This is a genomic window from Streptomyces sp. NPDC093149 (genome assembly GCF_044754145.1).
In the GTDB taxonomy this organism is placed as follows: Bacteria; Actinomycetota; Actinomycetes; order Streptomycetales; family Streptomycetaceae; genus Streptomyces.
Genome location: NZ_JBIVON010000037.1, coordinates 1 through 24090 on the forward strand (window position 1 = coordinate 1; position 24090 = coordinate 24090).

A 24090-nucleotide genomic window follows, 5' to 3' on the forward strand; every position below is an offset into this window, starting at 1 on the left:
CACAAAAGCGTGCGTTCCCTGGAGGCCGACATCCGAGCCTGGGTCAAGGAGTGGAACGAAAACCCAACACCGTTCACCTGGACCAAGACGGCCGAGGAGATCCTCGACTCCCTCGCGCGTTTCTGCCAACGAATCTCCGGCGCAGGACACTAGCGCTATGCGGACCGTGGGAACAGGCACAGCAGAAATTCGAGGTCGGCGGCTGGGTGACCACGCGCTGCCCGCAGCGCCGCGGCGGCGGACGAGAGCGGGTTCCGCACAGGTCCTTGACCGGCCGCATCCGGCTTCGTCTTCCAAGATAACCAAATGTTGACTAATTGTGGTGCTGCTGTGTCTGGTGTTGGCATCCGCTTCGCGCAGAGAACCCCTCAGATGCAAAGGTAATCCATGGATCCCGAGCGGCTGCGTGCGATTCAATCAAATGAAAATTAACGGGGCGTCTGGCTACAGGTTCAGGGAGAGGTGATGTTGGTGCAGCGCCATTACGAGGAACTGGCTCGACAGCTCAGCGCCATCGGCGCCGTGAGGCGTGACCTCGCACGGACCCGAGGCCACCAAAGTGACCGTGGCCGGTGCCGGCGTCGACGGCCACGACATCGAACCCGCACACTCCGGCGGGTGACCGACCCCGGCCCCGTGAGCGCGTCCAGAGTGGAGATGCGCGATACGGGGCCGGCTCTGGGAGCGCCCAAGGGTCAACCACGGTGGGGTGAGACGCGTATGCGGATGGGCTGACCGCTGCGGGGCGGCAGCGTCGGGAGGCCGTACGGCGGCAGGCGGCCGAGTTGTTCGAGCAGAGGATCAAGCCGCTGGAGGGCGCCCAGCGTCTCCGGGTGAGTCGAAAGTCGGCCTACCGGTGGCACCAGGTGCGGCGGGACGGCGGGATCGAGGCCCTGGTCTCGCGTGGGCCGAGCGGATCACGATGCCGTCTGTCCTGCTCGGGGTCTTCCGCCCTCAAGGGTCGACCACCCGCCGGTCGCCGGGGGGAACGCGCCGGGGCCCACGAAGGCCGTTACGCCCAAAGATCACCCTATATGCCTTGAATCTCCTGCGCGATGAGGCGGTTGAGGGTAGTGATGCCCATGTGGCTTATCGCAAGGTTGCTCTCCCGGTAGTACCAGACGACCCCCATGGCCTGCACGAAAGCCCAAGCCTTCCCGCGCTGCCATTCGAGGTCTTCACAACCGAGATCCTCGCGAAGACGTTCGCGAGGGCCGGCATCCAGCAGGTGCCAGGCGCTGACGAGGTCGAGGGCCGGGTCCGCGGGACCGAGGCCGCCGACATCGAGCACGCCTGCGAGGCGTCCGTCGGCGACCAGCACATTGCCCGGGATCAGATCGCCGTGCGTCATCGTGTCCGGGAGAGGGCCGCGCGGCAGCTGCCGCAGTTCGGCCCACATTCCTCGAAGCCGTGAGACATCGAGGAGTCCCGTGCTTTCGGCGAAGCAGGTTTCCATCCACGCGTCATGCGAGGTCAGGTCCCCGCCGCGGCCATGTCCGCGGAACGTGCGACCGCGCGTGTCGATGGCGCGAACCTCGCGGATGAACTCGGCCAGGTCGTGTGCGAACGCGACTGAGCCGGCCGACCCCGTCGGGGTGGCGATCTCACCAGGGATCCAGGTCTGCACGGACCAGGGCAACGGGTAGCCGTGGCCGGGCTTGCCGAGCGCGACCGGGACGGGGGTGGCGAACCGCGTGTGCCCAGAAAGCTCCCGGGCGGCATCCGCCTCGCTTTCGAGCGCGCGGAGGGTCGCATCCACCGCCGCCGGTTCGAGCGGGAATCGGGCGGTAAGTTCGTCGCCGATCCGGAAGATGGCGTTCACCGTGCCCTGCGATGCGAGGGCCCGGACTGGAAGGTCGCTCCACTCGGGGAACTGGTCACGGACAAGCTCACCCACCATCGCCGGGAGGACTGTGAGTTCTTCGTCATGCATGGGCATCGCTGGAGCGTGCCATGGTGCGATCACCGACAACAAGTCACTTTTCCAACCAGGGCGCATGACCACCACCTGGCCCGATGCGCCCGGATGACAGCGGACTGAGAAGCCGCTGTCGTGCCGATCTCGGTGAGCGTGGGTTCGATGCGGCGGATCGGTCGGGTGATCTTGCGGCGTGCCGGACATGAGGACAGGACCTCTGGTGCAGCTCGGGGTTGTCGACGATCACCGAGCACGCCAGGAGGTCCTGTTGCCGCAGTTGTACGCCCCCTCGCCGACCGGCTCCAACTCTGCTGCTCTTGAGCGTGATTGCCTCGCTCACCGGTTCGGGAACGCCGAGGACCATCCGCACAGGAGGCCGAGGTACCCCTCCGACATGAGCGACACGGAGTGGGCGATCGTGCGTGACGCGATGGCGCCGCCTGCATGGCTGGAGGGCCCCGTGGGCAGCCGGAGGGCTGCTGCCGGCGGCAGATGGTCGACGCTATCCGCTGCCTGGTCGCGGGCGGTATCACCTGGCGGGCGATGCCCGCAGGCTTCCCCGCCCGGGACCGCGCCTACGCCTTCTTCCGGCGTTGGCGGGACACGGGCCTGATCGCCGAGCTGCACGACCGGCTGCGCGGCCTGAGGCGCCAGGCAGCCGACAGCGATCCGGAGCCGACCGCGGGGATCAACGCGCGCAGTCGGTCAAGGGGACGGCGTCGGTGCCGGCCGCCACTCGGGGCTTCGACGGCGGCAAGAAGATCAATGGCCGCAAGTCGCCCACCGCACCCTGATGGGCTCGGTCGAGCACCGCTGTCACAAAGGCCTGAACAACCGGGCCGAGACCGGACACCAGCCCACCCGGCAGCGCGAACGCGCCATGAAAGGTTTCCGCACCGCCGGCAGAACCCGCCAATTCCTGTCTGCGTACAGTCGGGTCTCACTCCACTTCAGACCCTGCCGCCACCTGATGACCGCACCCGACCGCCGCACCGAAATGCAGCTGTCGTGACCCGAACCGAGGAGTTCCAGGAGCTGCGACCGCTGACGCAAGGAGTACGTCGGGCCGTGGTTCCCCGAATCTCTGCGTTTCCGGCCGCCGACGTACAGATGGCGGGCGACAGCGGGGCAAGGCCCGGCAGTGGGGCAACGGCCCCTTCGGCGTCGAGAACGTGGCCCGACCGGTCATCGCGCACCGGTCACGCCCAGCCGTGGTGGCGGGCGTACCACCCCAGCTGGATACGGGTGGTGACCCCGGCCTGGGCCATCAGCGACTGGATGCGCCGCTGCACGGTGCGCGCCGACATGTCCAGTTGCCCGGCCACGGCGTTGTCGGTGAGGCCGGCGAGCAGCAGCCGCAGGATGCGGGTGTCCACGGCGTCGATCCCGTGGTGCGGCTCGCCGCAGGGGCGTGCCCGCTCCCACACCGCATCGAAGAGTGCCTGGGCCACGTTCACCAGGCCGCCGCGCAGGACGAGGCTGGGGTCGACTTCGCTGCCGCGGCCGTGCAACGGCAGCATCGCCACCTCGCCGTCGCAGACGATGAGTTTGAGCGGTATCTCTTCGATCGTCCGTACCCGCATGCCCCGGCCGAGCGACTCGTCGACGTTGTCGGCCGCGCCCGGCTTGCTCAGGAAGCCCTGGTCGATGACGGCGCGCACCCGGAGGCCGCGCGCCAGCACGGTCGGCTCCTCGGTGTTGTCCGGGCCGACCACCTGGACATCTCCGGTGACGAAGGTGTCGATCCTGCGCCGGGCGACGAGTTGGAGCTGGACATACCGCTGCCGCACGGCGCCCCGGCCTTCGACCAGCTCCATCAGATCGCGTTGTGCCCGGCCCATGCTGCCGGTGCGGTAGGTCTCGACCAGCTCGGCCACGGCGAGCTCGGCGCGCTGAAGGCGTTCGCGGTGCGCGGCCAGCTCCGCGCCGAGCGCGACTGCCGGCGACGCGGCGGCGTAGTTGCCGTCACCCCGCTGGCCGACCAGGCCGCGGGCGGCCAGCGAGTCCAGTACGGAGACGATCTGCGTGCCCGGTACGGCTGCGGCCTCCGCCACTTCGTCGGGGGTGGCGGCCAGCCGTGTGATCAACACCCGGTAGACGTTCTCCTGGACGGGGGTGAGCCCGAGATCCTCCAGCATCAAAGCCGCCCTCCGGTCGCTGCGCGCTGTCCGTCAGGGCGGATTCTCGCAGCTCGTCCGAGTGCGTGATGCCTGGGTACGGACGGCCGGCGGCCCGCCGGATGCAGCGGGTCCGTCGGCCGTCGTCGATGTGGACCCCGTGCGCCGCGGTCAGCGGACCAGAGTGACCTCCGGGGAGGTCCAGGTCTCGGTACCGGGTGCCTTCTGGGGATCGGCGAGCGCCTTGTCGAGGACGAACCGCAGGCGATAGGTGCCGGCGGGGGCGGGGGTGCCGTCGGCCAGGCCGGCATCCCAGCTGTAGAAGTCCATCCCGGTGCCGGCACCGGAGTTGCGGCTCACCCAGGAGGCGTCGTACGGCGTGGCGACCACTCTGCCGCGCGCGTCCAGGACTTGGAGGCGCATCCGCTCAAGCAGGGGGTAGCCGTGCGACAGCATCACCCATGCCTCGTCGTTGGCCGTGCTCGCGTCGGTGAGGTCGACGGTTATCGGCACGCTGCGGCCGAAGCTGAAGTAGGCGGGGCGCAGCGCCGGATTGTCCAGCGTGGTGTTGACCGCGGAGAAGGTGGGGTTGATCGCGGAGACCGCGTCGAAGTCGCCCGCCATGCCCAGGTAGGGCACCCGAAGCTCCGGAGAGGCCGTGTCGACTGGGGTGAACTCCACCCAGCCTCCGAACAGGGTGCCCTGGGGGACTCCGGCGGGCTGCTCGATGTGCACGGTGACCGTGCCGCTGCCGTGCGCGTCGACGGTGAGTCGGTCGACGCCGTGGACCCGGGCGTCACCAGCGGTGTCGACCGGCTGCCAGGAGCTGGTGTACGGCGGGGCGGCGGAGACCGCGGTGCTCTGCCCGACCTGGTACGTCACCGCCTGGTCGGTCGGGTTGTGCACCGTGACGCGTCGGATCCGCTGCCGTCCCTCGAGGTCGCCCAGGGCCAGCTTGGAGGGGGTGGCGGTCGGCCGGCTGCCGGAGACCGACGCCAGGGCCGCCATCGCGTCCACCCGCCCGGCACCCTGCTGGGCGACGGGCTGCAGACCGCGCTTGTGGTCGCCGGTCATGGCGAGCGGAGTGGCGGTGTTCTGCAGGGTGGTGCGCACCTGGTCCGGGGTGAGACCCGGGTGGGCCTGAAGCAGCAGGGCGATGACACCGGCGATGTGCGGGGCGGCCATCGAGGTGCCGGAGTTCACGCCGTACCAGTTGAGTGCCTTCGGCATCGCCGAGAGGATGTAGCCGCCAGGAGCGGCGATGTCCGGCTTGAACTCCAGTTCGTTGCCGGGGCCCCAGGAAGAGCTCTGGTCCATCAGGCCGGCGGCGTCGGCATTCAGCGGGCTGCCGGCGTAGGCGCCCCAGGTGAGCTTGATCCCGGCCGGTGCGGCGAGGATGCGTTTGGCGTCGCTCTCGCGGATCGCCACCAGCGGAATACCGGTGGTGCCGCAGCACGGCGACACGGGGATGGTGTCCGGGTCGGTCCTCGGCTCGTGGTAGATCGTGCCGACCGCCCCGGCGGCCTCCGCGGTGCGGACCAGGTCCAGCGGGCGGCAGTTGAAGGACTCCGCAGGGTCGGTTACCGGGGCGATGAGGGCGATCCGACCGGCGAGGCTGTCGGCCGGCAGCGGATCGCAGCTGGAGGCCATGGGGGTGATCGGGCTGCTGCCCGTCGCGGGCGCGGCCGGGGCGCGCCCGGAGTCCTGGTACGGAACGGGGGTGGTGGAGCCGTCGTCGAGGGTGAAGGCCAGGTACGGGTAGCGGTTGCTGTAGGTGCTGCCCACGGCTATCGCGCCGTTGGCGACGGCCGGTGCCGCGGCGTTGAACGGACCCGCGTATCCGTTGCCGACGGAAACGACGGTGGGAGTGCCGGAGGCCACGAGGTTGTCGACGGCGAGTGAGAGCACGTTGCTGCTGCGCTGGCCCTTCGCGCCCAGGCTCATGTTGACGACGTTCACACCGTCGGCGGCGGCCCGGTCGAGCGCGGCGATGACGATGTCGTCGGTGGCGGCGTTCTTGGTGCCGAAGACACGGTAGGAGCGCAGGGTCGCGTCCGGGGCGGCCCCCACGATGTGCTCGTCGTCGCCGGCGACATGGGTGCCGTGTCCGGCGGCGGGCCCGTACTGGTCGTCGTAGGGGTCGGCGTCCTCGTCCGCGAAGTCGTAGCCGCCCAGGACCTTGGAGTTGGGAAAGCCCCCGCCGCCGAGCGCCGGGTGGTCGTAGGCGATGCCACTGTCGACGATGCCTACGGTGACGCCCTTGCCGGTGTAACCCTGGCGATGGGCCTGGGGGACGCCGGTCAGGTCCGTGGTGGTGACGACTTCCCGACCGGACGGTGCGTCAGTGCGCGACCGGGCGGTGCCGCCTGCCTGGGCGACGGCCTTCTTGAGGACGTCCTCGGAGACCGGGGTGGGCTTCTCCGGCGCTTCGTACACCACCGGCTTTGAGATGGAGGCCACGCCGGGCAGCGCGGTGAGCCGGTCGGCCTGCGCCGTGGGGACCTTCACCACCAGGCCGTTGACGACGTTGCGATAATGGCGGCGGACGGTCAGTGGAATCCCTGCGTGCCCCGCGGCATCGACCAGCTCCCGCTGGGAGTCGTCGACGGCGTGGCGCGCCGCGGCACGTTCCTTGGGAGAGAATCGCTGAGCAGCCGGTGCACTGTCGAGCGTGATGATGCGGGTTACGGACGGCCCGGACCGATCGTCCGTGGCTGCGTGTGCCAGGCTGCCGGGCACGGCGAGTGGCAGCAGCAGGAGGGCGGCCGCCGCGGTGATGGATTGTCTGTTCACGATCGGAGATCCAAGCCCGAGCCTTCGCAGCGGATCAATCGTTTGCAATGTCGCGTTCTTGCCATGTCGAAAACTCGACGTGGTCCTGTACGCGCGGCGGTCCTGCCCGAGGCGGGTGCGAACCCGGATTGCTCCGGCGAGTGCCCGGTCGGGTCCGCCACCCGACCGGTGCCGTTGAGCGCACAGGTTGCATCAGGCACCCACGTCGATGGGCACGACGTCAAGCCGGCCGCGCCAGGCGGGCCGTCAGAACACGGGCTCGGGCCTGCTGGACCGCCCGCGCCTGGGAGGCGGCGAAGCGGAGCAGGCCCGCGGGCGTCCGCAGGTGCAGCGTGTCGGTGACGACGCAGCCGGCCTCATGGCGGTCGACGGTGAAGCGGTAACTCATGCGGACCCGGCCGGGGCTGCGGACCTCGCCGGATATCTCGGCGGACTGCGGAAGACCGTCCGAGACGGCGACGAGCGTGACGTCGATGATGTTGTCGTGCCGTAGGACGCCGAGGAACCGGAAGCGCTCCACGGCCGTGTAGTGCACGGTCCCGCCGCTGCGGCGCACGTCGCGGACGGCGACGAGGAGCGGCGACAGGCCGACGTAATGCGACGGTTCGGCCAAGTGTGCGAAGACCTCCTCAGGCGGCGCTGCGATCCGGAACGTGTGTTTCAGCTCGGTGGACGGCACCTCGGCCCCTCCTCGACATGGTGTGGTGGCACGGTGATCCTCCCATCGCGGGCGCTCGTAAAGGTCGTTGAGCCCTCGCCCCAGGAGAAGATTCCTGTGGCTGAGTTGAGGGCACCCGAGCACGCGGCTCTGACCTGCTGAATCGGTGCAGGAACCGCCCCTGGGCCGCACTCGACTCACCAGCCCGCGAACTGACCTCGGCGAGATCCCACCCATGACAACATCGGCGATCGACCTGCCCACCCGTCACGGCAGGCACCGTTGCAGTACCAGCCTGCGAAGGGGATCGTGGCGCCGTCCGACGTAGCTCACCGCAGACCGGGACCTCACCGCGCCGCACATGGCGCCGGACTGCCCTGTCACGGCAACCACGATCCGGCAGGCATCTGCCGCAGAGGCTGGGACAGCCCCTGCCTGGCTCGCGTTCCTGTGCCCCGCGCCTGACCGAGGAACGGTCCGGCGGCCTTCGCGCGATCCTCTCACGAGAGTCTGAAGGGGTGAGAGGCGTCACTGTCGGCGGGGTGCCGGCACAAGTCCTGGTGATCGAGGACGACCACTTCTCGGCCGTTTCCGCGCGGCCGTACCACCGGACCACCCTTCCGGCCACGACGCGCTGGGTGGCGTAAAGACGACGGCACGGGCACCGTCCTCGAGGGCGGCTGGCAGAGCGTGGGGACGCATGCCTGCGCCGTCCACCTGAACCGGTGCCGACTGGTAGCTGTTCAGCCGCAGCGTTGCGATGCTCGCCAAGAAGCACGGATCCTCGACCGCCACCAGGTCACCGCGGGCAAGATGGGCGTTCAGGAGCCGCTCAGTGGCAACGACCGCTCCGTGCGTGGCCAATGTACGGAACGGCTGCTCGAGATCCTCGGCGAAGTCGCGGGAGGCCCATTCGGTCAGCGCCTCGTCGACGGCGGGCATGCCCACCCCGGCCGGATCCACTCCCTGGTGAGCAGGTCACCCGAGACGCGCGGGCCGCACGAGAAGGGTGCCGCGACTCGCAATGCGATCGATTCTGTCGTCGTAACGGTTGATTCGAGCGTGAAATTCGGGCATCGTGCTTGAAACACCTTCCCGGCTCGCTGTTCAAGCGGAGGGCTTCCGCATCGCCGCCCGAAATCGAGGACCCCGCATGCCGCACGACGAGTACCGAACGATCGACTTCTTCGCCGAGGAAGCGCTTCCGGCACCGCGGGTGACGCCGACCGAGGCGGAGCGCGTTGGCGCCGAGCTCCTCGGCCGCTCCGCCCGCGCGGAAGCGTTGGGCAGCCAGCAGGACGCCAACTTCCTGCTCCGCGCCGACGACGGGACGGCCCTGGCGATCCTGAAGATCGCCAACCCCGCCTTCGGCGCCCTGGAGATCGAGGCCCAGGACACGGCCGCGGATCTCATCGCGTCGGCCCACCCGGAGCTGCGTGTCGCCACCGTCCTGCGCCACCCCGACGGTTCCCCCCGCCGGACGACAGTGGACACCGACGGCGGACCGGCCGTGGCACGGCTGCTGCGCCACCTGCCCGGTGGCTCGCTGTCGGGACCCCGGCACCTGTCCCCGGGCACGGTGGCGGCCATGGGCACGATCGCCGCGAAGGTCAGCACCGCCCTGCGCGAATACCGGCACCCGGGCCTCGACCGTGTTCTCCAGTGGGACCTGCGCCACGCCGGCCGCGTGGTCGCCGGGCTCGCCGAGCACATCGACGGGCCCGAACAGCGGACCGCCGTGCGAGCCGCGACCACCGAGGCCTGGGCACGGGTCCAGCGGCTCGCTGACGCGCTGCCGTCGCAGGCCGTGCACCTGGATCTCACCGACGACAATCTGATCCGCCGCCCCGACGCGCCCCTGCCCGTACCCGACGGCGTCATCGACTTCGGTGACCTGACCACGAGCTGGGCGATCGGTGAACTGGCCGTGTGCCTCTCGTCCGTGCTCCACCACGACGGGGTCGAGCCGCACCACGTGCTGCCCGCCGTCCGCGCCTTCCACGCGGTCCGGCCGCTCTCCCCGGCGGAGGCGGAGGCGTTGTGGCCGCTGGTGGTCCTGCGCGCCGCCGGTCTGGTCGCCAGCGGGCGGCACCAGGCCGCCGTCGACGCCGACAACACCTACGTCACGGCCGCGCTCGCTCGTGAATGGCGCATATTCGAGCAGGCCACCGGGACCCCGCTGCCCGTGATGACCCTCCTCGTCAAGAGCGCGATCGGCCTGGACGAAGCGCCCGGGGAGGCCGATGCACCGGCGTGCCCCCTGCTACGAGACCTCCCGGCCGACCATGTCGCCCTCTGCGACCTGTCCATCGACGCGGACTCCATGGACCGCGGGGCCTGGCTCGACGTCGGCACCGAGGACCGGCTGGTGGCCGCCGCGCTCGCCGACGGTGCGGTTGCGGCCGCCACCGGCTACGCCCGCGCGAGGCTCACGCGGACTCCGGCGCTCTCGGCCGTCTCCGGCGCCACGGTGCCCACCGGCGTCGACCTGCGGCTGGGCCGGGACACCGTGGCGCAGGCCCCCGTCGAGGGAAGGGTCCTCACCGCCGCGCCGGGCCGGGTGGAGATCACCTACGGCCCGCGGGTACTGACGCTGTCCTTCCCCCGTACGATCCCTCCGCTGGTCTCCTCCGGCACATCGGTCCGGGCCGGTGAGGAACTTGCTCACCTCCCTTCCGGGGCCTCGGTCCACGTCGCGCTCCGCGACGCCGACGGCCCCTCCGTCCCTCCCCAGGTTCGCCCGGAGTACGCCGCCGGCTGGCTCGCGCTCACCGCCGATCCCGCGCCGCTCCTGGGCCTCCCGGCCTCCGGCGGAACCGACCGGAGCGACCTGCTCGGCCGGCGCGACGCCGTGTTCGCCACCGTGCAGGAGCACTACTACGCCAACCCTCCCCGCATGGAGCGTGGTTGGCGCCACCACCTGCTGTCGGCCGACGGCCGCTCGTACCTCGACATCGTCAACAACGTCACCCCGCTGGGCCACGCCCATCCCCGCGTCGAGCGGGCGGTCTCCCGCCAGTTGCGCCGGCTCAACACCAACTCGCGGTTCCACTATGCCTCGGTGGTGGAGTTCACCGAACGCCTCGCTGCCCTTCTGCCTGATCCCCTGGACACGGTGTTCCTGGTCAACTCCGGTTCCGAGGCGGTGGATCTGGGGCTCCGGCTGGCCATCGGCGCCTCGGGACGGCACGACGTCGTCGCGCTGCGCGAGGCATACCACGGCTGGACGTACGCCTCCGACGCCGTCTCCACCTCGCTCCAGGACAACCCGAACGCCCTGGCGACCCGCCCGAGCTGGGTCCACACCGTGGACTCACCCAACTCCTACCGCGGCCGGCACCGCGGACCGGACGCCGCACGCTACGCGCCCGAGGCCGTCGCGCTGCTCGACGAACTGGCCGCCTCCGGCCGCCCGGCGGGGGCGTTCATCGGCGAGACCTTCTACGGCAACGCCGGTGGCGTCGCCCTGCCCGACGGCTATCTCGCCGAGGTGTACGCGGCGGTGCGCCGTCACGGCGGTCTGGCCGTCGCCGATGAGGTCCAGGTCGGCTACGGCCGTCTGGGGCACTGGTTCTGGGGCTTCGAGCAGCAGCGGGTCGTCCCCGACATCGTCTGCGTCGCCAAGGCCATGGGCAACGGGCACCCGCTCGGCGCCGTCATCACGTCCAGGGCGGTCGCCGAACGGTACCGGGACCAAGGCTATTTCTTCTCCTCCACCGGCGGCAGCCCGGTCTCCAGCGTCGTGGGCCTCACCGTCCTGGACACCTTGCGCGACGAGGGCCTCCAGGGCAACGCGGTACGCGTCGGCGGGCACTTGAAGCGTCGGCTCGAAGCTCTGGCCGATCGCTACGGCGTCATCGGCGCCGTCCACGGCTCGGGCCTGTACCTCGGCCTCGAACTCGTCCGGGACCGCACCACCCTGGAACCCGCAGCAGAGGAGACCGCCGAGCTCTGCGACCGCATGCTCGACCTCGGCGTGGTCGTCCAGCCCACGGGGGACCACCTCAACATCCTGAAGATCAAGCCCCCACTGTGCATCGACATCGCCGCGGCCGACTTCTTCGCCGACATGCTCGACCTGGCCCTCACCCAACTCGGCCACGGCCGCGCCTCGTGACACCTGGCTCGGCGTCGGCGCTTCGCGATGCGGCGCCGAGGCGATGCCTGGTCTGCAGGACGGCGAAGCAGCCGAGCCACCGCCATCCGTCCATCGAGCAGAGATCTGCGCCCCTCCCGGACGAGGGCCCTTGGGAACTCCACCGCTCCTGCCGTCGGAATCGGACTCTGAAGGACGAGGCCCATATTCTCCTGACAGAACGTCACGACCATGCTGTCGGCTACGCCTTCGTGGAGATCCACGCGGGGCACGACGACACCCGGGTGACCAGTACCCGCGTCGCCGAGCTCCGCTCACCCTCCGCCGCGTCGGCCGAGCGCGGCAAGGGCATTCAGCACGCTGCTGCTCGACGAGGTGACCGCCGAGCTGGACAGCCTCGACATCGGTGATCTCCTCGTCGTGACTTGCGCCGCCGACACCGGCGTCAGGCGCTCGTGCGAGCGCCGGGGGCTGTACCAGGTCCTCAGGTACCGCACATCTGCGACCTGGTGGTCGAGTTCACGGGCGGCACGACCGTGCACACCCTCACTCCGGGCCTCACGGTCCTGACCGCGACCGCCACCGCGGACGACCCCCTCCGTGCGAAACCTGGCCTCCCGGGCCTCGGCCGAATCCTGCTCCGGTCGGAAGTGGCACGTCGAGCCGACCGGTGAGGGGTCGTCAGCGGTGCGTACGGCTGCGCAGTGGCGTCCTCGGCCCAGTCCGGGTGAACGGCTTCGCCGTCGGCGGCACGCCTGCCTCCGACAACTGACACGCAGATCCAACCTTGAGCACCCTGGAGAAGAGAGAAGATGATGGACACCATCGTCGTCGGCGCGGGTATCGCCGGCATCACCGCAGCTCGGCTGCTTCACGCCGCAGGGCGACGTGTGGTCGTGCTTGAGGCGCGAGACCGCGTCGGCGGGCGTATCCGGACGGACCGCGCGGCAGGCTTCTGCGTCGACCGTGGCGCCTCATGGATCCATGGCCTCACCGGCAACCCACTCACGGGACTTGTCACCGTGCTCGGGATGGAGACGCGCGAGTTCACCGTGGGGAGCTTCCAGGCCGGCGGGCGGCCGATCGCCGACCTCGACGAATCGCGGCGCCTGCTGGACGACGACGCGACACGGAGGTGGACCGCCGACGTCGACACGGCAGATGACCTTCTCCAGCTGACCGTCGCAACGTCCGGCCCCGACGAGAGTTACGCCACCGCGGCCGAGCGTGCCCTTGCCGCGACCGGATGGGAGCCCGAACGCGCCGAACGGGTCCTGGCGTTCTATCGGCATCGCACGGAGGAGCAATGCGGCGCGGAGATCGAACAGGTCGCCGCTCACGCCCTCGACGAAGACGCCATCGAAGGTGACGAAGTGATCTTCCCGGGTGGCTACGATGTGCTTCCCCGGGCCCTTGCGGAAGGTCTCGACGTGCGTTTGGGAATGACCGTGACCGCCATCACCAGGTCGGCCACGGGGGTGCGAGTCGACACGGAGGACGAGTCCTTCGACGCCGCCCATGTGATCGTCACAGCGCCGTTGGGCGTGCTCAAAGCAGGGGCGATCGCGTTCACGCCCGCTCTCCCGGACGCCGTTGCGGGACCGATCGCCCGACTCGGAATGGGTGTGTTCAACAAGGTCTTCCTTCAGTTTCCGGACCGGTTCTGGCAGGACGACGTCTACGCGATCCGGCAGCACGGCCTGGCCGGCGTCCCCTGGCACTCCTGGTACGACGTCTCCGTGGTGAGCGGCAACCCGATGCTGCTGACCTTCGCCGGCGGCGCTTGGGGGCGGGAGATCGAGCAGAAGACCGACGAAGAGGTGGTCTCGTCGGTGCTCGGCTCCCTCCGCAAGATCTATGGTGACTCCGTCCCCGAGCCCGTGGCGCACTGGGTCACACGCTGGGGCACCGACCCTCTCGCCTTCGGCTCGTACTCCTACGTCGCCGTCGGCTCCTCGCACGACGATCACGATGCGATGGCAGGTCCCGTCGACGGCGTTCTCCACTTTGCGGGAGAAGCAACCTGGGGGCGCGATCCGGCTACTGTCCACGGCGCGCTCCAGTCAGGGCATCGCGCGGCCGAGCGGATCCTCGGCTCACCGATCCCCCTGGCCGAGCTCACACGGGGCGTGAACCCTTCGAGGTGACACAGTCGGCACCGGCGGTGGGGCTCACCCTCGCGATCGCGGACCCTGGGGTTCGATGTTCCGTCAAGTCCCGGTGCCCGGGGCGGACTGCCGACGCCCGCGACGGCGGGCACGCTCGCCACCCTCCTCCTCGGCTCGAACCTTCAGGTGTCCAGGGCGACCGGCGCCGCAGCAGTTGCGCGGGTGCCGAACGCGGGCCGCGCCATTACTGCACCAGCCCATGGCTTGTCGCGGGGCGGCGCGTGCCCGGTGGGCCTGAACCTCGCGCCGCCCGTACCGGTGCCCGAACAGGCCGATCCCCAGCAGCGGCGTGCCGCGCGGCGTGTCGTTGTGACCGACCCACCGCCTGGCCGGCTCGGTGACGGAAGTGGAGTGGTCGCAGCGGTGGCAGGGTGCCCCGCCCATGGTCCGGTGGCGGCTGCACGAAGGGCACAGTGGCCGCCCGGCGCACTCGGCGCACAGGTCTGTCCCCGTCTCGACCTCGGCTTCAGCACCTGACGGAAGGCAGGACCGCCTTTGATTCGAGCGCGTGGATGCGTCATTGTGCTCGAAACAGCTGTACGTCTTGCCGTCGGCTTGCCGTACATGCAAAGAGAGAGGTGCTTCGTGGACGACATCGACCAGGCGATCCTGCGGGAGCTACAGGTCGACGGCCGCATCCCCTACTCCGATCTCGGGCCGAAGGTGGGGCTGTCACCCTCGGCCGCGAGGCTACGCCTGCAGCGGCTGATCGACAGCAAGGCGGTCCAGGTCGTCGGAGTGACCGATCCGATGACCATGGGGCAGCAGACCATGGCTCTCCTGGGCCTGCACGTCGACGGCGATCCCCGGGCGATCGCCGATGAACTGTCCCTGCACGACGAAGTCGTGTACACGGTTCTGACCGCAGGAAGCTTCGACCTGTTCGCCGAGGTGGTGTGCGGCCGGCCCCACGATCTGCTCGACTTCGTCAACGACGTCGTACGCGCCGTCGAGGGCGTTGCGTCCGTGGAGAGCTTCCCCTACTTCGCGATTCACACCCACCGCTTCTTGTGGCACAGCGACTGAGAAGGTCGACGGGCTCGGCCGGGCGCCCACGGGGGCGACCAGGCCGAGCCGAAGGCCGAAGTCCATGAGCAGACGCACGATACGAAGCCCGCACCGCCGGAGCCGCCGAGGCTGACCCGTTGCCCGAGGAACCGGGGCCGACTCCGATGACCGCGCCACCGGTGGCCGAGCCTTTGGCGTCGCCGGAACCGAAGCCGCTGCCGTAAGCGCCGGGGTTCACAGCACCACCGCCGACACGGTTCCCGAGGGTGAATCCGCTGGGGCCGTCGGTGCTGCAGGTGAGGTACCCGGTGTTGCCAGGGTCCGCACTCCAGGTACTGGTTGAGCCGCTCCCAGGGTTACTGAGGGGTGCGGTGCGGCCAGCCCCGGTCCGCGATCCGCCTGGGTTTGCCCCGCATCGCCTCGGTCTGCGCGGGCAGCACGCCCGATCCCAGCTCCTCACACACCTCCCGGGTCTTGAGCGGCCCGTTCGGGCGCACCTGTGATCACCCGCACAATCCGCTGATAGTCGGCGGGCGGCACCTCTTCGCTCATCCCGTCGATGCGGTGCGGCACGAGCAGCATCCCGCCGGCTCACGACGCTTGCGCCGCCGGCGGATCAGGCTCCACCGAATCGGACTCCACCACCGGATCGTCCCGCCTGCCGCCGTCCGTCGCCTCGACGTACTGGCCGAACGCCATCTCCGTAGCCTCCAGCCGGGCCACCTCGACCTCGATCTCGGCGAGCTCCTTACGCAGCCGCTCGGCACGATCGGCCAGCAGGACACGCCGTTCCACCGTCCATGTCAGTACATCCGTCATGAACTTCCGCTCCCGGGCCGGATCCTCCTGCCGGACCCTACGAGGAGACAACCGCCCGTACGGCGACCTCGGCAAACGAGGCCCGTGGCAATCGATCACCTGCTGCCGGTCACGTCCCAGACCAGCCCGAGTACCCCTTCCTCGACTCACGCCGGCCACGATCTCGCAGCGAACACCGGCTGGGTCAACGTCGGGATCGACCACGGTGCCGCCGCGTTCGCAGCGGAACCGATCCGCCGCTGGTGGTGCGACCAGGGCCGGAGCGCTTACCCCTTCCGCTGACCAGTCATGAAGTAGTCGTCAAGTCCATCGCGGCAACCACGACCCGCGCCGGATTGCGGGTGACTGCAGGACTCGACACAAGAACCTGCCCGACCGGAGTCCGGATCGGCGACGCGGAAATGGCCGCCCTGCCGCTGAACCAGCACATCTTCCAAGGCGGCTGGAAGCGTGCGTTGCATCCCCGGCTGCGCCCAGTCGCCCCGGCGGCCCGGGTCCTGCAGGCGTTGGCCCGGACTGGCACCAGGCCCTGCTGAATCCACCAGCAGCCACCCGGGGCCACACCCATGGCCAGACCCCAGCCTCTACATCTGTAGCAAGAAGGGGGTACTCTACTTCTGTAGAGGAATTGGGCGTGTGAACGGGAACGGATGTGTGGACGGGAACGACTGTGACGGAGAACGCGACACGACCGAAGCCACCGGCCGACGCGGCGATCGAGATGCCGGCCGCGTCGGGCATGCGGCGGTTGACCCGCAAGGCCGTCGACCAGTGGGCGGGGCCGACGGAAGGTTCCTGCTCCCGCTTCGGGACCCGGCGGGCGCCGCCAGAGGCGGCTGTGGAACGGCTTGCCGGGGCGACATCACAGATGCCGCCGCGCCGCCGCCGAAGGGCACCACTTCAGCAGTGGAGCTCGCCGAGGCAGCGGTGGCCGTCCTGGACCGCAGGACGCCCCAGGGGCGCGTGTGCGCACGCGCGTCCGCCACGGACCTGCCCCGGAGGCAACGCGCAGGCCAGAGCTGCGGGCGGTGCCGAAGACCGCTGCCGGCCACGTGCGACGACCGGTCGTCGACCTGCTTGCGGCGGTCGGCATCCCCGGACCGGCGCAGCGCGAGAACTCTCATCGCCTCCATCGACGGTCTGATCCCCGAGCATCTGGCCGGCCCGGCCGGACTCGATCTCGACACGGCCGACCACGCACCACCCGCAGTTCCTAATGCGCACCTCCACACTGCCGCCCGAGGGGCGGAATCAGCCGCCAGACAGTCCCAGAACCTGGCAAGAACCCGAAAGAGAAAGCACCTCATGGACCCCGTACTCATCGCCGGAGCAGGCATCGGCGGACTCACCCTCGCGGCCGGACTCGCCGGCCGCGGCATCCCGGCCGTCGTCCTGGAGCAGGCCGACCAGCTCGCCCCTGTCGGAGCCGGCCTGACCATCCAGCCCAACGCGCTGATCGCGCTGCGCCGCCTGGGCCTGGCCGCGCCTTTCGAAGCCGCCGGCGCGCGGCTGTCCACGGCCGCCGTCTACGATGCCCGCGGCCGCGTGCTGCTGCAGCCCAGTCCTGGCCAGGCCGGCGCCCTGCTGGCGGAGATCGGCGCCCCCACCCTGGGCCTGCACCGCGCCACCATCCACCGGGCACTGGTCAGCCAACTCGGCACCAGCGAACTGCGTCTCGCCTCGGTCGTCACCGCCGCCGACCCCGATCAGGCCACCGTCACTCTCGCCGACGGGCAGGAAGTACACGGCTCCGTGCTGATCGGTGCGGACGGCCTGCGCTCCACCGTCCGAACCGCACTGCTGGGCGCCCAGGCACCCAGCTACAGCGGCTACTACTGCTGGCGCGGCGTCACCGATGCCAATCCTCTGCCCGGTGACTGGATCGGCGAGATGTGGGGAGCGGGCCGCCGCTTCGGCGGATGCGTCATCGACGGTGGCCGCTTGTACTGGTTCCTGTGCGCCAAGGGCCCCGCCGACGGCAAGGACAGCGACACCCGTGCCGCGCTCACCCGGGCCACGGCCGAGTTCCCCGATTACGTCCGCCAGGCCGTCAAGGACACTCCCGTCAGCGCCATCCGCCGCGACGACATCCGCGACCGCCCGCCGGTCACGCAGTGGGGCCGGGGCCGTACCACCCTGCTCGGCGACGCCGCCCACCCCATGACCCCCAACCTGGGCCAGGGCGCGTGCCAGGCCATCGAGGACGCACTCGCCCTCACCGACCTGATCACCGAGTATGGTCCCACCTCCGACGCCCTGCGCCGCTACGAACGCTTCCGCCAGCCCAGGGCCAACGCCGTCGTCAAGGCCGCCCACCAGATCGGACGCATTGCCCACTGGAGCACCCCCACACGCACCCGGGTACGCAACACCCTTGTCCGTCTGACCCCGGCCTCCGTCCTGGTGCGCCAGCTGCGCGCCTCCTGGCGGCTGCCCGAGACCATGAGCTGACCCCCAGGCGCCCCTCCACCCACGCCGATTCCCTGGAAGCGAGCACAAGATGCACGACCTCGACACCGAAACCGTCCGTACCCCCCTATCGGTCCTCGGACTGGGCTTGATGGGCCAGGCCCTGGCCGCGGCCTTCCTCGGCCAAGGCCACCCCACCACTGTGTGGAACCGTACCCACGCCAAGGCTGAACCCCTCACCGCGCAGGGTGCGCAGCTCGCCTGGACCGTCCGTGACGCCGTCACGGCCGGCCCGCTCGTGGTCATTTGTGTCTCCGACTACGACATCGTGCGCGAAATCCTTGAACCCGTGAGCCGGGACCTCGTCGGCCGCACCCTGGTCAACCTGACCTCGGGCACCTCACAAGCGGCCCGCGAGACGGCCAAGTGGGCGGTGGACCAAGGTGCCGCCTACCTCGACGGCTCGATCATGGCCGTGCCCCCGGCCATCGGCACCGCGAACGCCACCATCCTCTACAGCGGTCCAACCACCGCATTCGACCAGCACCAGCAGACACTCAGCAGCCTCGGCGGCCCCGTGTACGTCGGCACGGACCATGGCCTGCCGTCCCTGTTCGACGCGGCCGCACTGAGTCTGGTGTGGAGCACGCTCAACGGCTTCCTGCACGGCGCTGCCCTGCTCGGCAAGGCGGGGATCCCCGCGACCGCATTCGCCCGCTTGGCCAAGACGGGCATCGAAACCGTGGCCGACTGGGTGCCCGGCTATGCGCAGCAGATTGACGACGGCACGTACCCGGCCACCGAATCCACCGTCAACACGAACCTGGCCGGAATGAAACACCTCCTCCACGAAAGCCACGCCGCCGACATCAACGCCGAACTACCCGAACTCCTTGCGACCCTGGCCGAACGAGCAGTAGCCAAGGGACACGGCAGCAACAGCTACGCAGCGATCATCGAACAGCTTCGCCACCCCACGCCGTAACTGACAGCCGCCAGCTGCTCCTGACAGGTGGTGATGCGTTGATCGCTTGAGTGCACCTTCGGTTGCCGGCCGGGCCGTGGACCTCCGTACAGGCGTACCCCAGCCCGCGCGAGCGCGACGCCCGGCCCGTCGTCATCTTTTTGCGGCGCGCTGCGGGACCCGCCCTCGCGGGTTGGGGTGGCTTCGTGCTCGCGATGTGCCTGTTCCCGGAGGCCGGTTACCGGCTGGCCTGGCAGAAGCCGACCGCGGGGCTCGTGGGTGGGGCGGGGTTGGAGGTGGTCCGGCCCAGCGCGAAGGCCCTGCGTGACCTGTGCCGATCGGCGCCCGGCCGATGCGGCGCGTGTTCGAGGTGCTGGCCGGGCCGCTCGCGCGGCCGACGACACGCGGATTGCGGTTCGGGCCATTCAGGAATGGCCGTCCTTCGACGGCTGCAGCTCCATCAAGGTCCCCGGGGGCGGCCTGCACCATGGATCGGTACGGAGTGCAGAGCTGTGGTGGCTACCCGATGGTGGAGCTGATGCCCCTCGCGGAGGCTGGGACGCGGGCCCTGATCGGTGCGGCGTTCGGTCCGACCATTCAAGGGCGAGAGCGCCTGCGTCCGACGCCTGCTGCCCTATCTGGGCCCGGATCGAGGCTTCCGTGGACCACTCTCATCGGGATCACCGATGCCGGCGTCGAACGCTGGGGGATCGCCAGCCGAATTTTTGCTGATCTCGCAGCCGAACCGGCTGACCACCTTGGGTCCGACGCCGCGCGAGCCTTGCACGACACCCTCGGCAGGCAGCGGCCGACGGTCCCGACGGCCGACTCCCCAGCGCGTCCAGTGCACACCGTTGGGCCACGCCGAGAGTCCTGCGCCGAACGCGTCGAAGGCTTCGGTTCGTTCCAGCACCTCCACCCGCCATCCTTGCCGGGCCGGCCCGACGGCGGTGGCCAGAACGCCGATCCCTCTCCGATCACGATTGCGCTGCGTGGAGCGCGCCCCCGCGCGGCATGTTCTCTACATCGATAGAGGAAGGTATACTACATCTGTAGAGTGGGATATACGTGCAAGGAGAAAGTGGTGGCCGAACGCACAACAAGGCGGCAGGAACTGGCCGATGTGGCGATCGGCACGCTGGCCAGGGCAGGGATGCGCGGCCTGACGCACCGCGCGGTCGACGAGGCCGCCGGTCTACCGACAGGCACGTGCTCCTACTACTTCCGCACCCGGCAGGCGCTCCTGCAGGCGACGGTCGAGCGGTTGGCCGAGGCGGACATCGCCGACCTGGCCGACCACCCCGCCATCGCCAAACCAGCGGACATGGCCGAGGTCGCCGCAGTCGCTGCCAACCTCGTCGAACGCTGGACCACCGCAGGTCGCGAACGCATGCTCGCCCGCTACGAACTGTCCTTGGAGTCTACGCGTCGGCCCGAGCTGCATGCCGTCCTCGTCGACGCGGGCGAGGCATACCGAGCCATGGCGCGGGATTTGCTCACCGCCATGGGCGCGTCCGATCCACTGTCGCAGGCGCCGATATTCGTGGCCTTTCTGGACGGCCTCGTCTTCGACCATCTGGCAGGCGCGGGTGCGCTTCGCCTGACTTCCGATGAACTTCGCAGACGCTTCCTCGATCTGCTCTACGGCTTCACCAGGCCGCTTCATTCGTGAGCCGCCGAGGAGCGACCGGAACGGTTCCCCCAGTCAGTGAGTCCTTTCCGGTCAGGAGGTTAGGGCCGGGGGGTTGGTGGACCGTACGTGCTGGTGAAACTCATGGTGGACGGGTTCACGACCAAGATCACCCGCGCCGACCAGGAGCTTCGTGGGCTTGCCTGTCCATCGGTGAGCGATTTGTTCAGTGACCCTACGCGACCTCGCCGGGCACCTGACGGCTCGTCGCGGCGAGTTCGGCGCCCGATGGTGTCACATCACGCCGGGTCGCCAGGCTCTCCTCACCCTGGCGCACGCGCTGGGACGACATCGTATTCGCCTTGCGGGCAAGGGGTTTGACAGCGGCTCGGAGTCGGGGCGGAACGCGGGAACGGAGCCACGTCGGAGCAGGTGGTCCGCCAGGACCGTCTGCTGTTATGGAGCTCCGTTGCCTGCACACCATTGTGCCCTGCCTCCTGGAGAGCCCTTCTTGGGTACGGCCCAGGCCACAACATCAGGGCTCTTTCCGCCGAGAGGAAACGTCATCGGCTGGTGCTTCCCTCCGAGTGTGGAGCTGCGGTCTGCTCCTCCAGCAGATGCAGGGCGGTTTCCGCGGCCAGCAGATCCTGGGGACCGATACCGATGAGCTTGGCGACAGTGATGTCCTTGGCATGCTTTCGCCCCGGGATGAGGCCGGCCGGCGCCTGGCCGATTTCGCCGTCGATACGGCAGGCGGTGATCTCACCCGCCTGCACGGCGGCGTGCAGATCGCCGAACTGGAGATTGAGATCACGGCTGTCCACCAGGACCCGGTCTGCGCGCTGGAGACAGGCATCATCGAGTTCCCGCTTGGTGGCGTCGTCGGCACCGAGAGCTGTGATGTGCTGGCCTGGCCGCAGCCAGGTACCCGCGAGGACGGGGGTGCCTGGCTGCCGGTCGCGGTGATGATGATGTCCGCTGACCGGACGGCGCTCTCGGCACGGTCGGCGGTCGTGATCGTGATGGCGGGCAGATCCTGGCGCAACTGATTCACGAGGTTGTCGGCCCGGTTTCGGTCACGCCCCCAGACAGTGATGTGCTCGATGGGCCTGACATGGGTGAGGGCGACGGCTTGAAGACGTGCTTGGGCGGCCAGTCCCCAGGATCACGACCTGTGTTGCGTCGCGGCGTGCGAGCAGACGGGCGCAGACAGCTCCTGCCGCGGCGGTGCGCAGGTCCGAAAGGTGGTGCTCGTCCTCAAAGATGGCCTTGACACTCCCGTTGGCAGCATCGAACAGGGCAATGAATCCGCCACCTTCGGGTAGACCGTGAACAGGGTTGCGCGGGAACCAGTTCGCTATCTTGACCACGAAGTTCGGCCGACCCGGGAGATAGGCGGCTTTGATGTGGGAGTCGCCACCGCGAGCAAGAGGAAGAACGGACACCGGCGCGGTCGCGCCGCTGATGGTGCTGTAGGCGGCGAAGGCCTCGGCCACTGGCTCGATGAGGTCGCGTACGTCAAGGGCGGCACGGAGTTGATCTGGGCCGTAGAAGGGAAAATTTGGCATCGAATCATCCTTGCTCGGGGAGATGGTCAAGGTTTCCGACGGCCACCATGGCGATTTCACCACCGACTTGGATGTTCACCAGATCGTTCGGCTGCCCTTGGGGCTTTACTCGGATCATGCTCGGGCGGCCCATGAAGCGTCCTTGATGCAGGACGAATTCCTCCTCGGTCGGAACCACGTGGTGCTTCGCCAAGTAGGCTCCGACGCAGCCTGCCGCGCTGCCGGTGGCAACGTCCTCAAAAATGCCGTCGTTGTTCCAATGCCGCCCTTCGAGAGCCTTGATGTCGACGAGATAGGCGAACTGTGCGCCGAAGCGACCGATGAGTTCGGCGAAGTCGGCTCGGATGATTCCGGCCTCGGAGAGACTTTCGACCACGGGGACGATCAGGTACTTCAGGCCGGTGGAGACCGCTTCCAAAGGGAGATCGGCAAGAGCCTCCGGAGGCAGCGAGAGTGCCTCGGCGATCTCGCGCGAAGCCTCTTTTGGGACCTCGCCGAGAAACTGCGGCCGCCCCTGGTCGAGGACAGCACTGTAGCCACTGGGGGTGGGCTCAGTCGTGACCTCAACCGTCTTGCGAGGCAACTCGAAGGTCCACCGGCGGGGTCCCGCTGAGCCGGTCTGCTCATGAAGCACGGCAGCAGCACCCAGAATGGGATGCCCCGCGAAGTCCAACTCCTCGAAGAGATCGAAAACCCGGGCCTGGTACGTGTCGGCGGTCTCGGTAGAAGCGAGAAAAATTGACTCGAAATGCCGCAGCTCCTGGGTGATCGCAAGCATCTGTTTGTAGGAAAAACTCCCACCCTCGGGGAAAACAGCCAGACTGTTACCGGTGAACGGGGCCGACGCAAAAACATCAACGTGGCGGTAGGCGGCAGACATAGAGGGCGGGCTCCTTCAGCTCCTGGTGATTTCCTTCGACCGTAGGAGCCGCCGACCCTCCTTGTCCTGGTCCAATCGTGGAAGACTGGCCCATATGGACACGCGCCCCATCACCCCGGCTGAGCTCAGCGGCCTGCTCGGAACCTGGCGTGCCGGCGAGGGTACGTTGCCCAAGCGACTGGCCAGCTGCATCGAGACCGCGATCCTCAGCGGCCGACTGCCACTGGGGGCAACTGCCTGCCGAACGTCCTCTCGCACAAGAGCTTCATGTGGCTCGCGGCACAGTCGCCGCTGCCTACGATCATCTCCGGGCCGCTGATCTCATCATCACGCGCACCGGCCCCGGAAGCGTCACAGCATTGCCCCCGCGCCTGCGCGAGCGCCTGGCCCCATGGGCGACAGACTTCGGAGGAGAGGGACAACGCGGCACCGTGCTGGATCTCACCAGCGCCGAACCCGCGGCCCCGTTCGCTCAACTGCACATGGCCGTACAAGCAGCCGCCGAGAACCTCCACACGGCCCTCCACAACGAAGACCGCTCGGGACACGGCCAGAAGGAACTGCGTGAGACCGTCGCGGCACGGTACTCCTCCCAAGGGCTACCAACCCGCGCCGAGGACATCCTCATCACAAGCGGTGCCGATGCGGCTCTGGCTCTCCTCAGCGCGGTATACGTGCGCCACGGCCGCCGGGTAATCGTCGATGGGTGCAGTTCGGAATGAGTGACCTTTTGGGTGGCTTGACATAGGTGTCTGCCGTCTCGGGCGGGTTGGGTTCCTAGGGTGCTGGTGTCGGGGCCGTCGGGCTGGCGGCCCGGGTATGGGTGCGAAGGAGCCTTGGGTGGGATCAGTGTTGGAACAGCTGAAGCGCCGGGAGGCGGCGGCGCTGGCTCGGGTGGAGGAGCTGCGGGCGAAGGCGCAGGACGTGGCCAATCGACTGGATGCGGCCCGCGATGAGCTGTCGAGGCTGGAGATCGCGCGACGGACGGTGGGCCGAGGTACTGGCCGGTGAACCGGGCGGGGAGGCTGCCGGTGAGGACGTCGCACCGCCGAGTGGTGCTGC

At 69.2% G+C, this 24090-nt stretch carries 17 protein-coding genes and 5 pseudogenes; 13 read left to right on the forward strand and 9 right to left on the reverse strand.

What is annotated here, in order from left to right:
* Positions 1–1030: 1030 nt before the first annotated feature.
* Positions 1031–1939, reverse strand: a complete 909-nt coding sequence (locus ACIQCZ_RS40330; protein WP_402290926.1) for an aminoglycoside phosphotransferase family protein — start codon at positions 1937–1939, stop codon at positions 1031–1033.
* Positions 1940–2410: 471 nt separating this feature from the next.
* Between ACIQCZ_RS40330 and ACIQCZ_RS40335 the strand changes: the two are divergent.
* Both ACIQCZ_RS40335 and ACIQCZ_RS40340 read left to right on the forward strand, forming a co-directional pair.
* Positions 2411–2485 (forward strand): annotated as a pseudogene (locus ACIQCZ_RS40335) (hypothetical protein); the annotation flags it as partial.
* A 211-nt stretch (positions 2486–2696) separates the two neighbouring features.
* Positions 2697–2930 (forward strand): annotated as a pseudogene (locus ACIQCZ_RS40340) (DDE-type integrase/transposase/recombinase); the annotation flags it as partial.
* 187 nt (positions 2931–3117) lie between these two features.
* Here the strand turns inward: ACIQCZ_RS40340 and ACIQCZ_RS40345 are convergent.
* The 3 genes from ACIQCZ_RS40345 to ACIQCZ_RS40355 all read right to left on the reverse strand — a co-directional run bounded on the left by ACIQCZ_RS40345 (position 3118) and on the right by ACIQCZ_RS40355 (position 7507).
* The gene (locus tag ACIQCZ_RS40345; RefSeq protein ID WP_402290928.1) at positions 3118–4056 is read right to left on the reverse strand and encodes a helix-turn-helix domain-containing protein; all 939 of its coding nucleotides are present in this window, start codon (positions 4054–4056) and stop codon (positions 3118–3120) included.
* 150 nt (positions 4057–4206) lie between these two features.
* Positions 4207–6828 (reverse strand): S8 family serine peptidase, encoded by a 2622-nt coding sequence (locus ACIQCZ_RS40350; protein ID WP_402290931.1) that lies wholly within the window; start codon positions 6826–6828, stop codon positions 4207–4209.
* Positions 6829–7048: 220 nt separating this feature from the next.
* Positions 7049–7507, reverse strand: coding sequence for an SRPBCC family protein (locus tag ACIQCZ_RS40355; protein ID WP_402290932.1), 459 nt, complete (start codon positions 7505–7507; stop codon positions 7049–7051).
* 669 nt (positions 7508–8176) lie between these two features.
* Here ACIQCZ_RS40355 and ACIQCZ_RS40360 point away from each other — a divergent pair.
* The 4 genes from ACIQCZ_RS40360 to ACIQCZ_RS40375 all read left to right on the forward strand — a co-directional run bounded on the left by ACIQCZ_RS40360 (position 8177) and on the right by ACIQCZ_RS40375 (position 14776).
* On the forward strand, positions 8177–8572 hold the full coding sequence (locus tag ACIQCZ_RS40360) for a hypothetical protein (RefSeq protein WP_402290935.1): 396 nt from the start codon (positions 8177–8179) through the stop codon (positions 8570–8572).
* 67 nt (positions 8573–8639) lie between these two features.
* Positions 8640–11603: an aminotransferase gene (locus ACIQCZ_RS40365; RefSeq protein ID WP_402290937.1), complete on the forward strand. Its 2964-nt coding sequence runs from the start codon at positions 8640–8642 to the stop codon at positions 11601–11603.
* Between the two features lie 791 nt (positions 11604–12394).
* The gene (locus ACIQCZ_RS40370) at positions 12395–13729 is read left to right on the forward strand and encodes a flavin monoamine oxidase family protein (protein ID WP_402290939.1); all 1335 of its coding nucleotides are present in this window, start codon (positions 12395–12397) and stop codon (positions 13727–13729) included.
* Positions 13730–14335: 606 nt separating this feature from the next.
* Positions 14336–14776 (forward strand): Lrp/AsnC family transcriptional regulator, encoded by a 441-nt coding sequence (locus tag ACIQCZ_RS40375; protein ID WP_402290940.1) that lies wholly within the window; start codon positions 14336–14338, stop codon positions 14774–14776.
* 438 nt (positions 14777–15214) lie between these two features.
* Here ACIQCZ_RS40375 and ACIQCZ_RS40380 read toward each other — a convergent pair whose 3' ends face one another.
* Both ACIQCZ_RS40380 and ACIQCZ_RS40385 read right to left on the reverse strand, forming a co-directional pair.
* Positions 15215–15340: a hypothetical protein gene (locus tag ACIQCZ_RS40380; protein ID WP_402290942.1), complete on the reverse strand. Its 126-nt coding sequence runs from the start codon at positions 15338–15340 to the stop codon at positions 15215–15217.
* Positions 15341–15349: 9 nt separating this feature from the next.
* Positions 15350–15577, reverse strand: a complete 228-nt coding sequence (locus ACIQCZ_RS40385) for a hypothetical protein (RefSeq protein ID WP_402290943.1) — start codon at positions 15575–15577, stop codon at positions 15350–15352.
* Between the two features lie 156 nt (positions 15578–15733).
* Here ACIQCZ_RS40385 and ACIQCZ_RS40390 point away from each other — a divergent pair.
* The 4 genes and pseudogenes from ACIQCZ_RS40390 to ACIQCZ_RS40405 all read left to right on the forward strand — a co-directional run.
* Positions 15734–16041 (forward strand): annotated as a pseudogene (locus ACIQCZ_RS40390) (ISAzo13 family transposase); the annotation flags it as partial.
* 841 nt (positions 16042–16882) lie between these two features.
* Entirely contained in the window at positions 16883–18028 is a 1146-nt protein-coding gene (locus tag ACIQCZ_RS40395; RefSeq protein ID WP_402290946.1) for an FAD-dependent monooxygenase, read from the forward strand.
* Between the two features lie 49 nt (positions 18029–18077).
* Positions 18078–18971 carry an NAD(P)-dependent oxidoreductase gene (locus tag ACIQCZ_RS40400; protein WP_402290948.1) on the forward strand — a complete coding sequence of 298 codons (894 nt, stop codon included), beginning with the start codon at positions 18078–18080 and terminating at the stop codon, positions 18969–18971.
* Between the two features lie 1063 nt (positions 18972–20034).
* Positions 20035–20622, forward strand: a complete 588-nt coding sequence (locus ACIQCZ_RS40405; RefSeq protein ID WP_402290950.1) for a TetR/AcrR family transcriptional regulator — start codon at positions 20035–20037, stop codon at positions 20620–20622.
* 521 nt (positions 20623–21143) lie between these two features.
* Here the strand turns inward: ACIQCZ_RS40405 and ACIQCZ_RS40410 are convergent.
* From ACIQCZ_RS40410 to ACIQCZ_RS40420, 3 genes and pseudogenes are all read right to left on the reverse strand, one after another.
* A pseudogene (locus ACIQCZ_RS40410) lies at positions 21144–21736 on the reverse strand (ornithine cyclodeaminase family protein).
* Positions 21657–22178 carry a hypothetical protein gene (locus ACIQCZ_RS40415; protein ID WP_402290952.1) on the reverse strand — a complete coding sequence of 174 codons (522 nt, stop codon included), beginning with the start codon at positions 22176–22178 and terminating at the stop codon, positions 21657–21659. The pseudogene ACIQCZ_RS40410 and the gene ACIQCZ_RS40415 overlap by 80 nt, the downstream one beginning before the upstream one ends.
* On the reverse strand, positions 22153–23028 hold the full coding sequence (locus ACIQCZ_RS40420) for a PhzF family phenazine biosynthesis protein (RefSeq protein WP_402290955.1): 876 nt from the start codon (positions 23026–23028) through the stop codon (positions 22153–22155). Before ACIQCZ_RS40420 ends, ACIQCZ_RS40415 begins: the two co-directional genes overlap by 26 nt.
* A gap of 149 nt (positions 23029–23177) precedes the next feature.
* On the opposite strand from ACIQCZ_RS40420, the pseudogene ACIQCZ_RS40425 reads away from it, so the two are divergent.
* From ACIQCZ_RS40425 to ACIQCZ_RS40435, 3 genes and pseudogenes are all read left to right on the forward strand, one after another.
* Positions 23178–23363, forward strand: a pseudogene (locus ACIQCZ_RS40425) (hypothetical protein); the annotation flags it as partial.
* 96 nt (positions 23364–23459) lie between these two features.
* A complete protein-coding gene (locus ACIQCZ_RS40430) occupies positions 23460–23750 on the forward strand; it encodes an aminotransferase class I/II-fold pyridoxal phosphate-dependent enzyme (RefSeq protein ID WP_402290978.1) in 291 nt (96 codons plus the stop codon).
* A gap of 118 nt (positions 23751–23868) precedes the next feature.
* Positions 23869–24039, forward strand: a complete 171-nt coding sequence (locus ACIQCZ_RS40435; RefSeq protein ID WP_402290957.1) for a hypothetical protein — start codon at positions 23869–23871, stop codon at positions 24037–24039.
* The last annotated feature ends 51 nt before the right edge of the window (positions 24040–24090 follow it).

Excerpts from the sequence above, each read along its gene's own strand:
- ACIQCZ_RS40330 (WP_402290926.1), bottom strand. The coding sequence starts at position 1,939 with ATGCCCATGCATGACGAAGAACTCACAGTCCTCCCGGCGATGGTGGGT.
- ACIQCZ_RS40345 (WP_402290928.1), bottom strand. The coding sequence starts at position 4,056 with ATGCTGGAGGATCTCGGGCTCACCCCCGTCCAGGAGAACGTCTACCGG.
- ACIQCZ_RS40395 (WP_402290946.1), top strand. The coding sequence starts at position 16,883 with ATGGACCCCGTACTCATCGCCGGAGCAGGCATCGGCGGACTCACCCTC.
- ACIQCZ_RS40370 (WP_402290939.1), top strand. The coding sequence starts at position 12,395 with ATGATGGACACCATCGTCGTCGGCGCGGGTATCGCCGGCATCACCGCA.
- ACIQCZ_RS40420 (WP_402290955.1), bottom strand. The coding sequence starts at position 23,028 with ATGTCTGCCGCCTACCGCCACGTTGATGTTTTTGCGTCGGCCCCGTTC.
- ACIQCZ_RS40400 (WP_402290948.1), top strand. The coding sequence starts at position 18,078 with ATGCACGACCTCGACACCGAAACCGTCCGTACCCCCCTATCGGTCCTC.
- ACIQCZ_RS40365 (WP_402290937.1), top strand. The coding sequence starts at position 8,640 with ATGCCGCACGACGAGTACCGAACGATCGACTTCTTCGCCGAGGAAGCG.
- ACIQCZ_RS40380 (WP_402290942.1), bottom strand. The coding sequence starts at position 15,340 with ATGCTGCTCGTGCCGCACCGCATCGACGGGATGAGCGAAGAGGTGCCG.
- ACIQCZ_RS40385 (WP_402290943.1), bottom strand. The coding sequence starts at position 15,577 with ATGACGGATGTACTGACATGGACGGTGGAACGGCGTGTCCTGCTGGCC.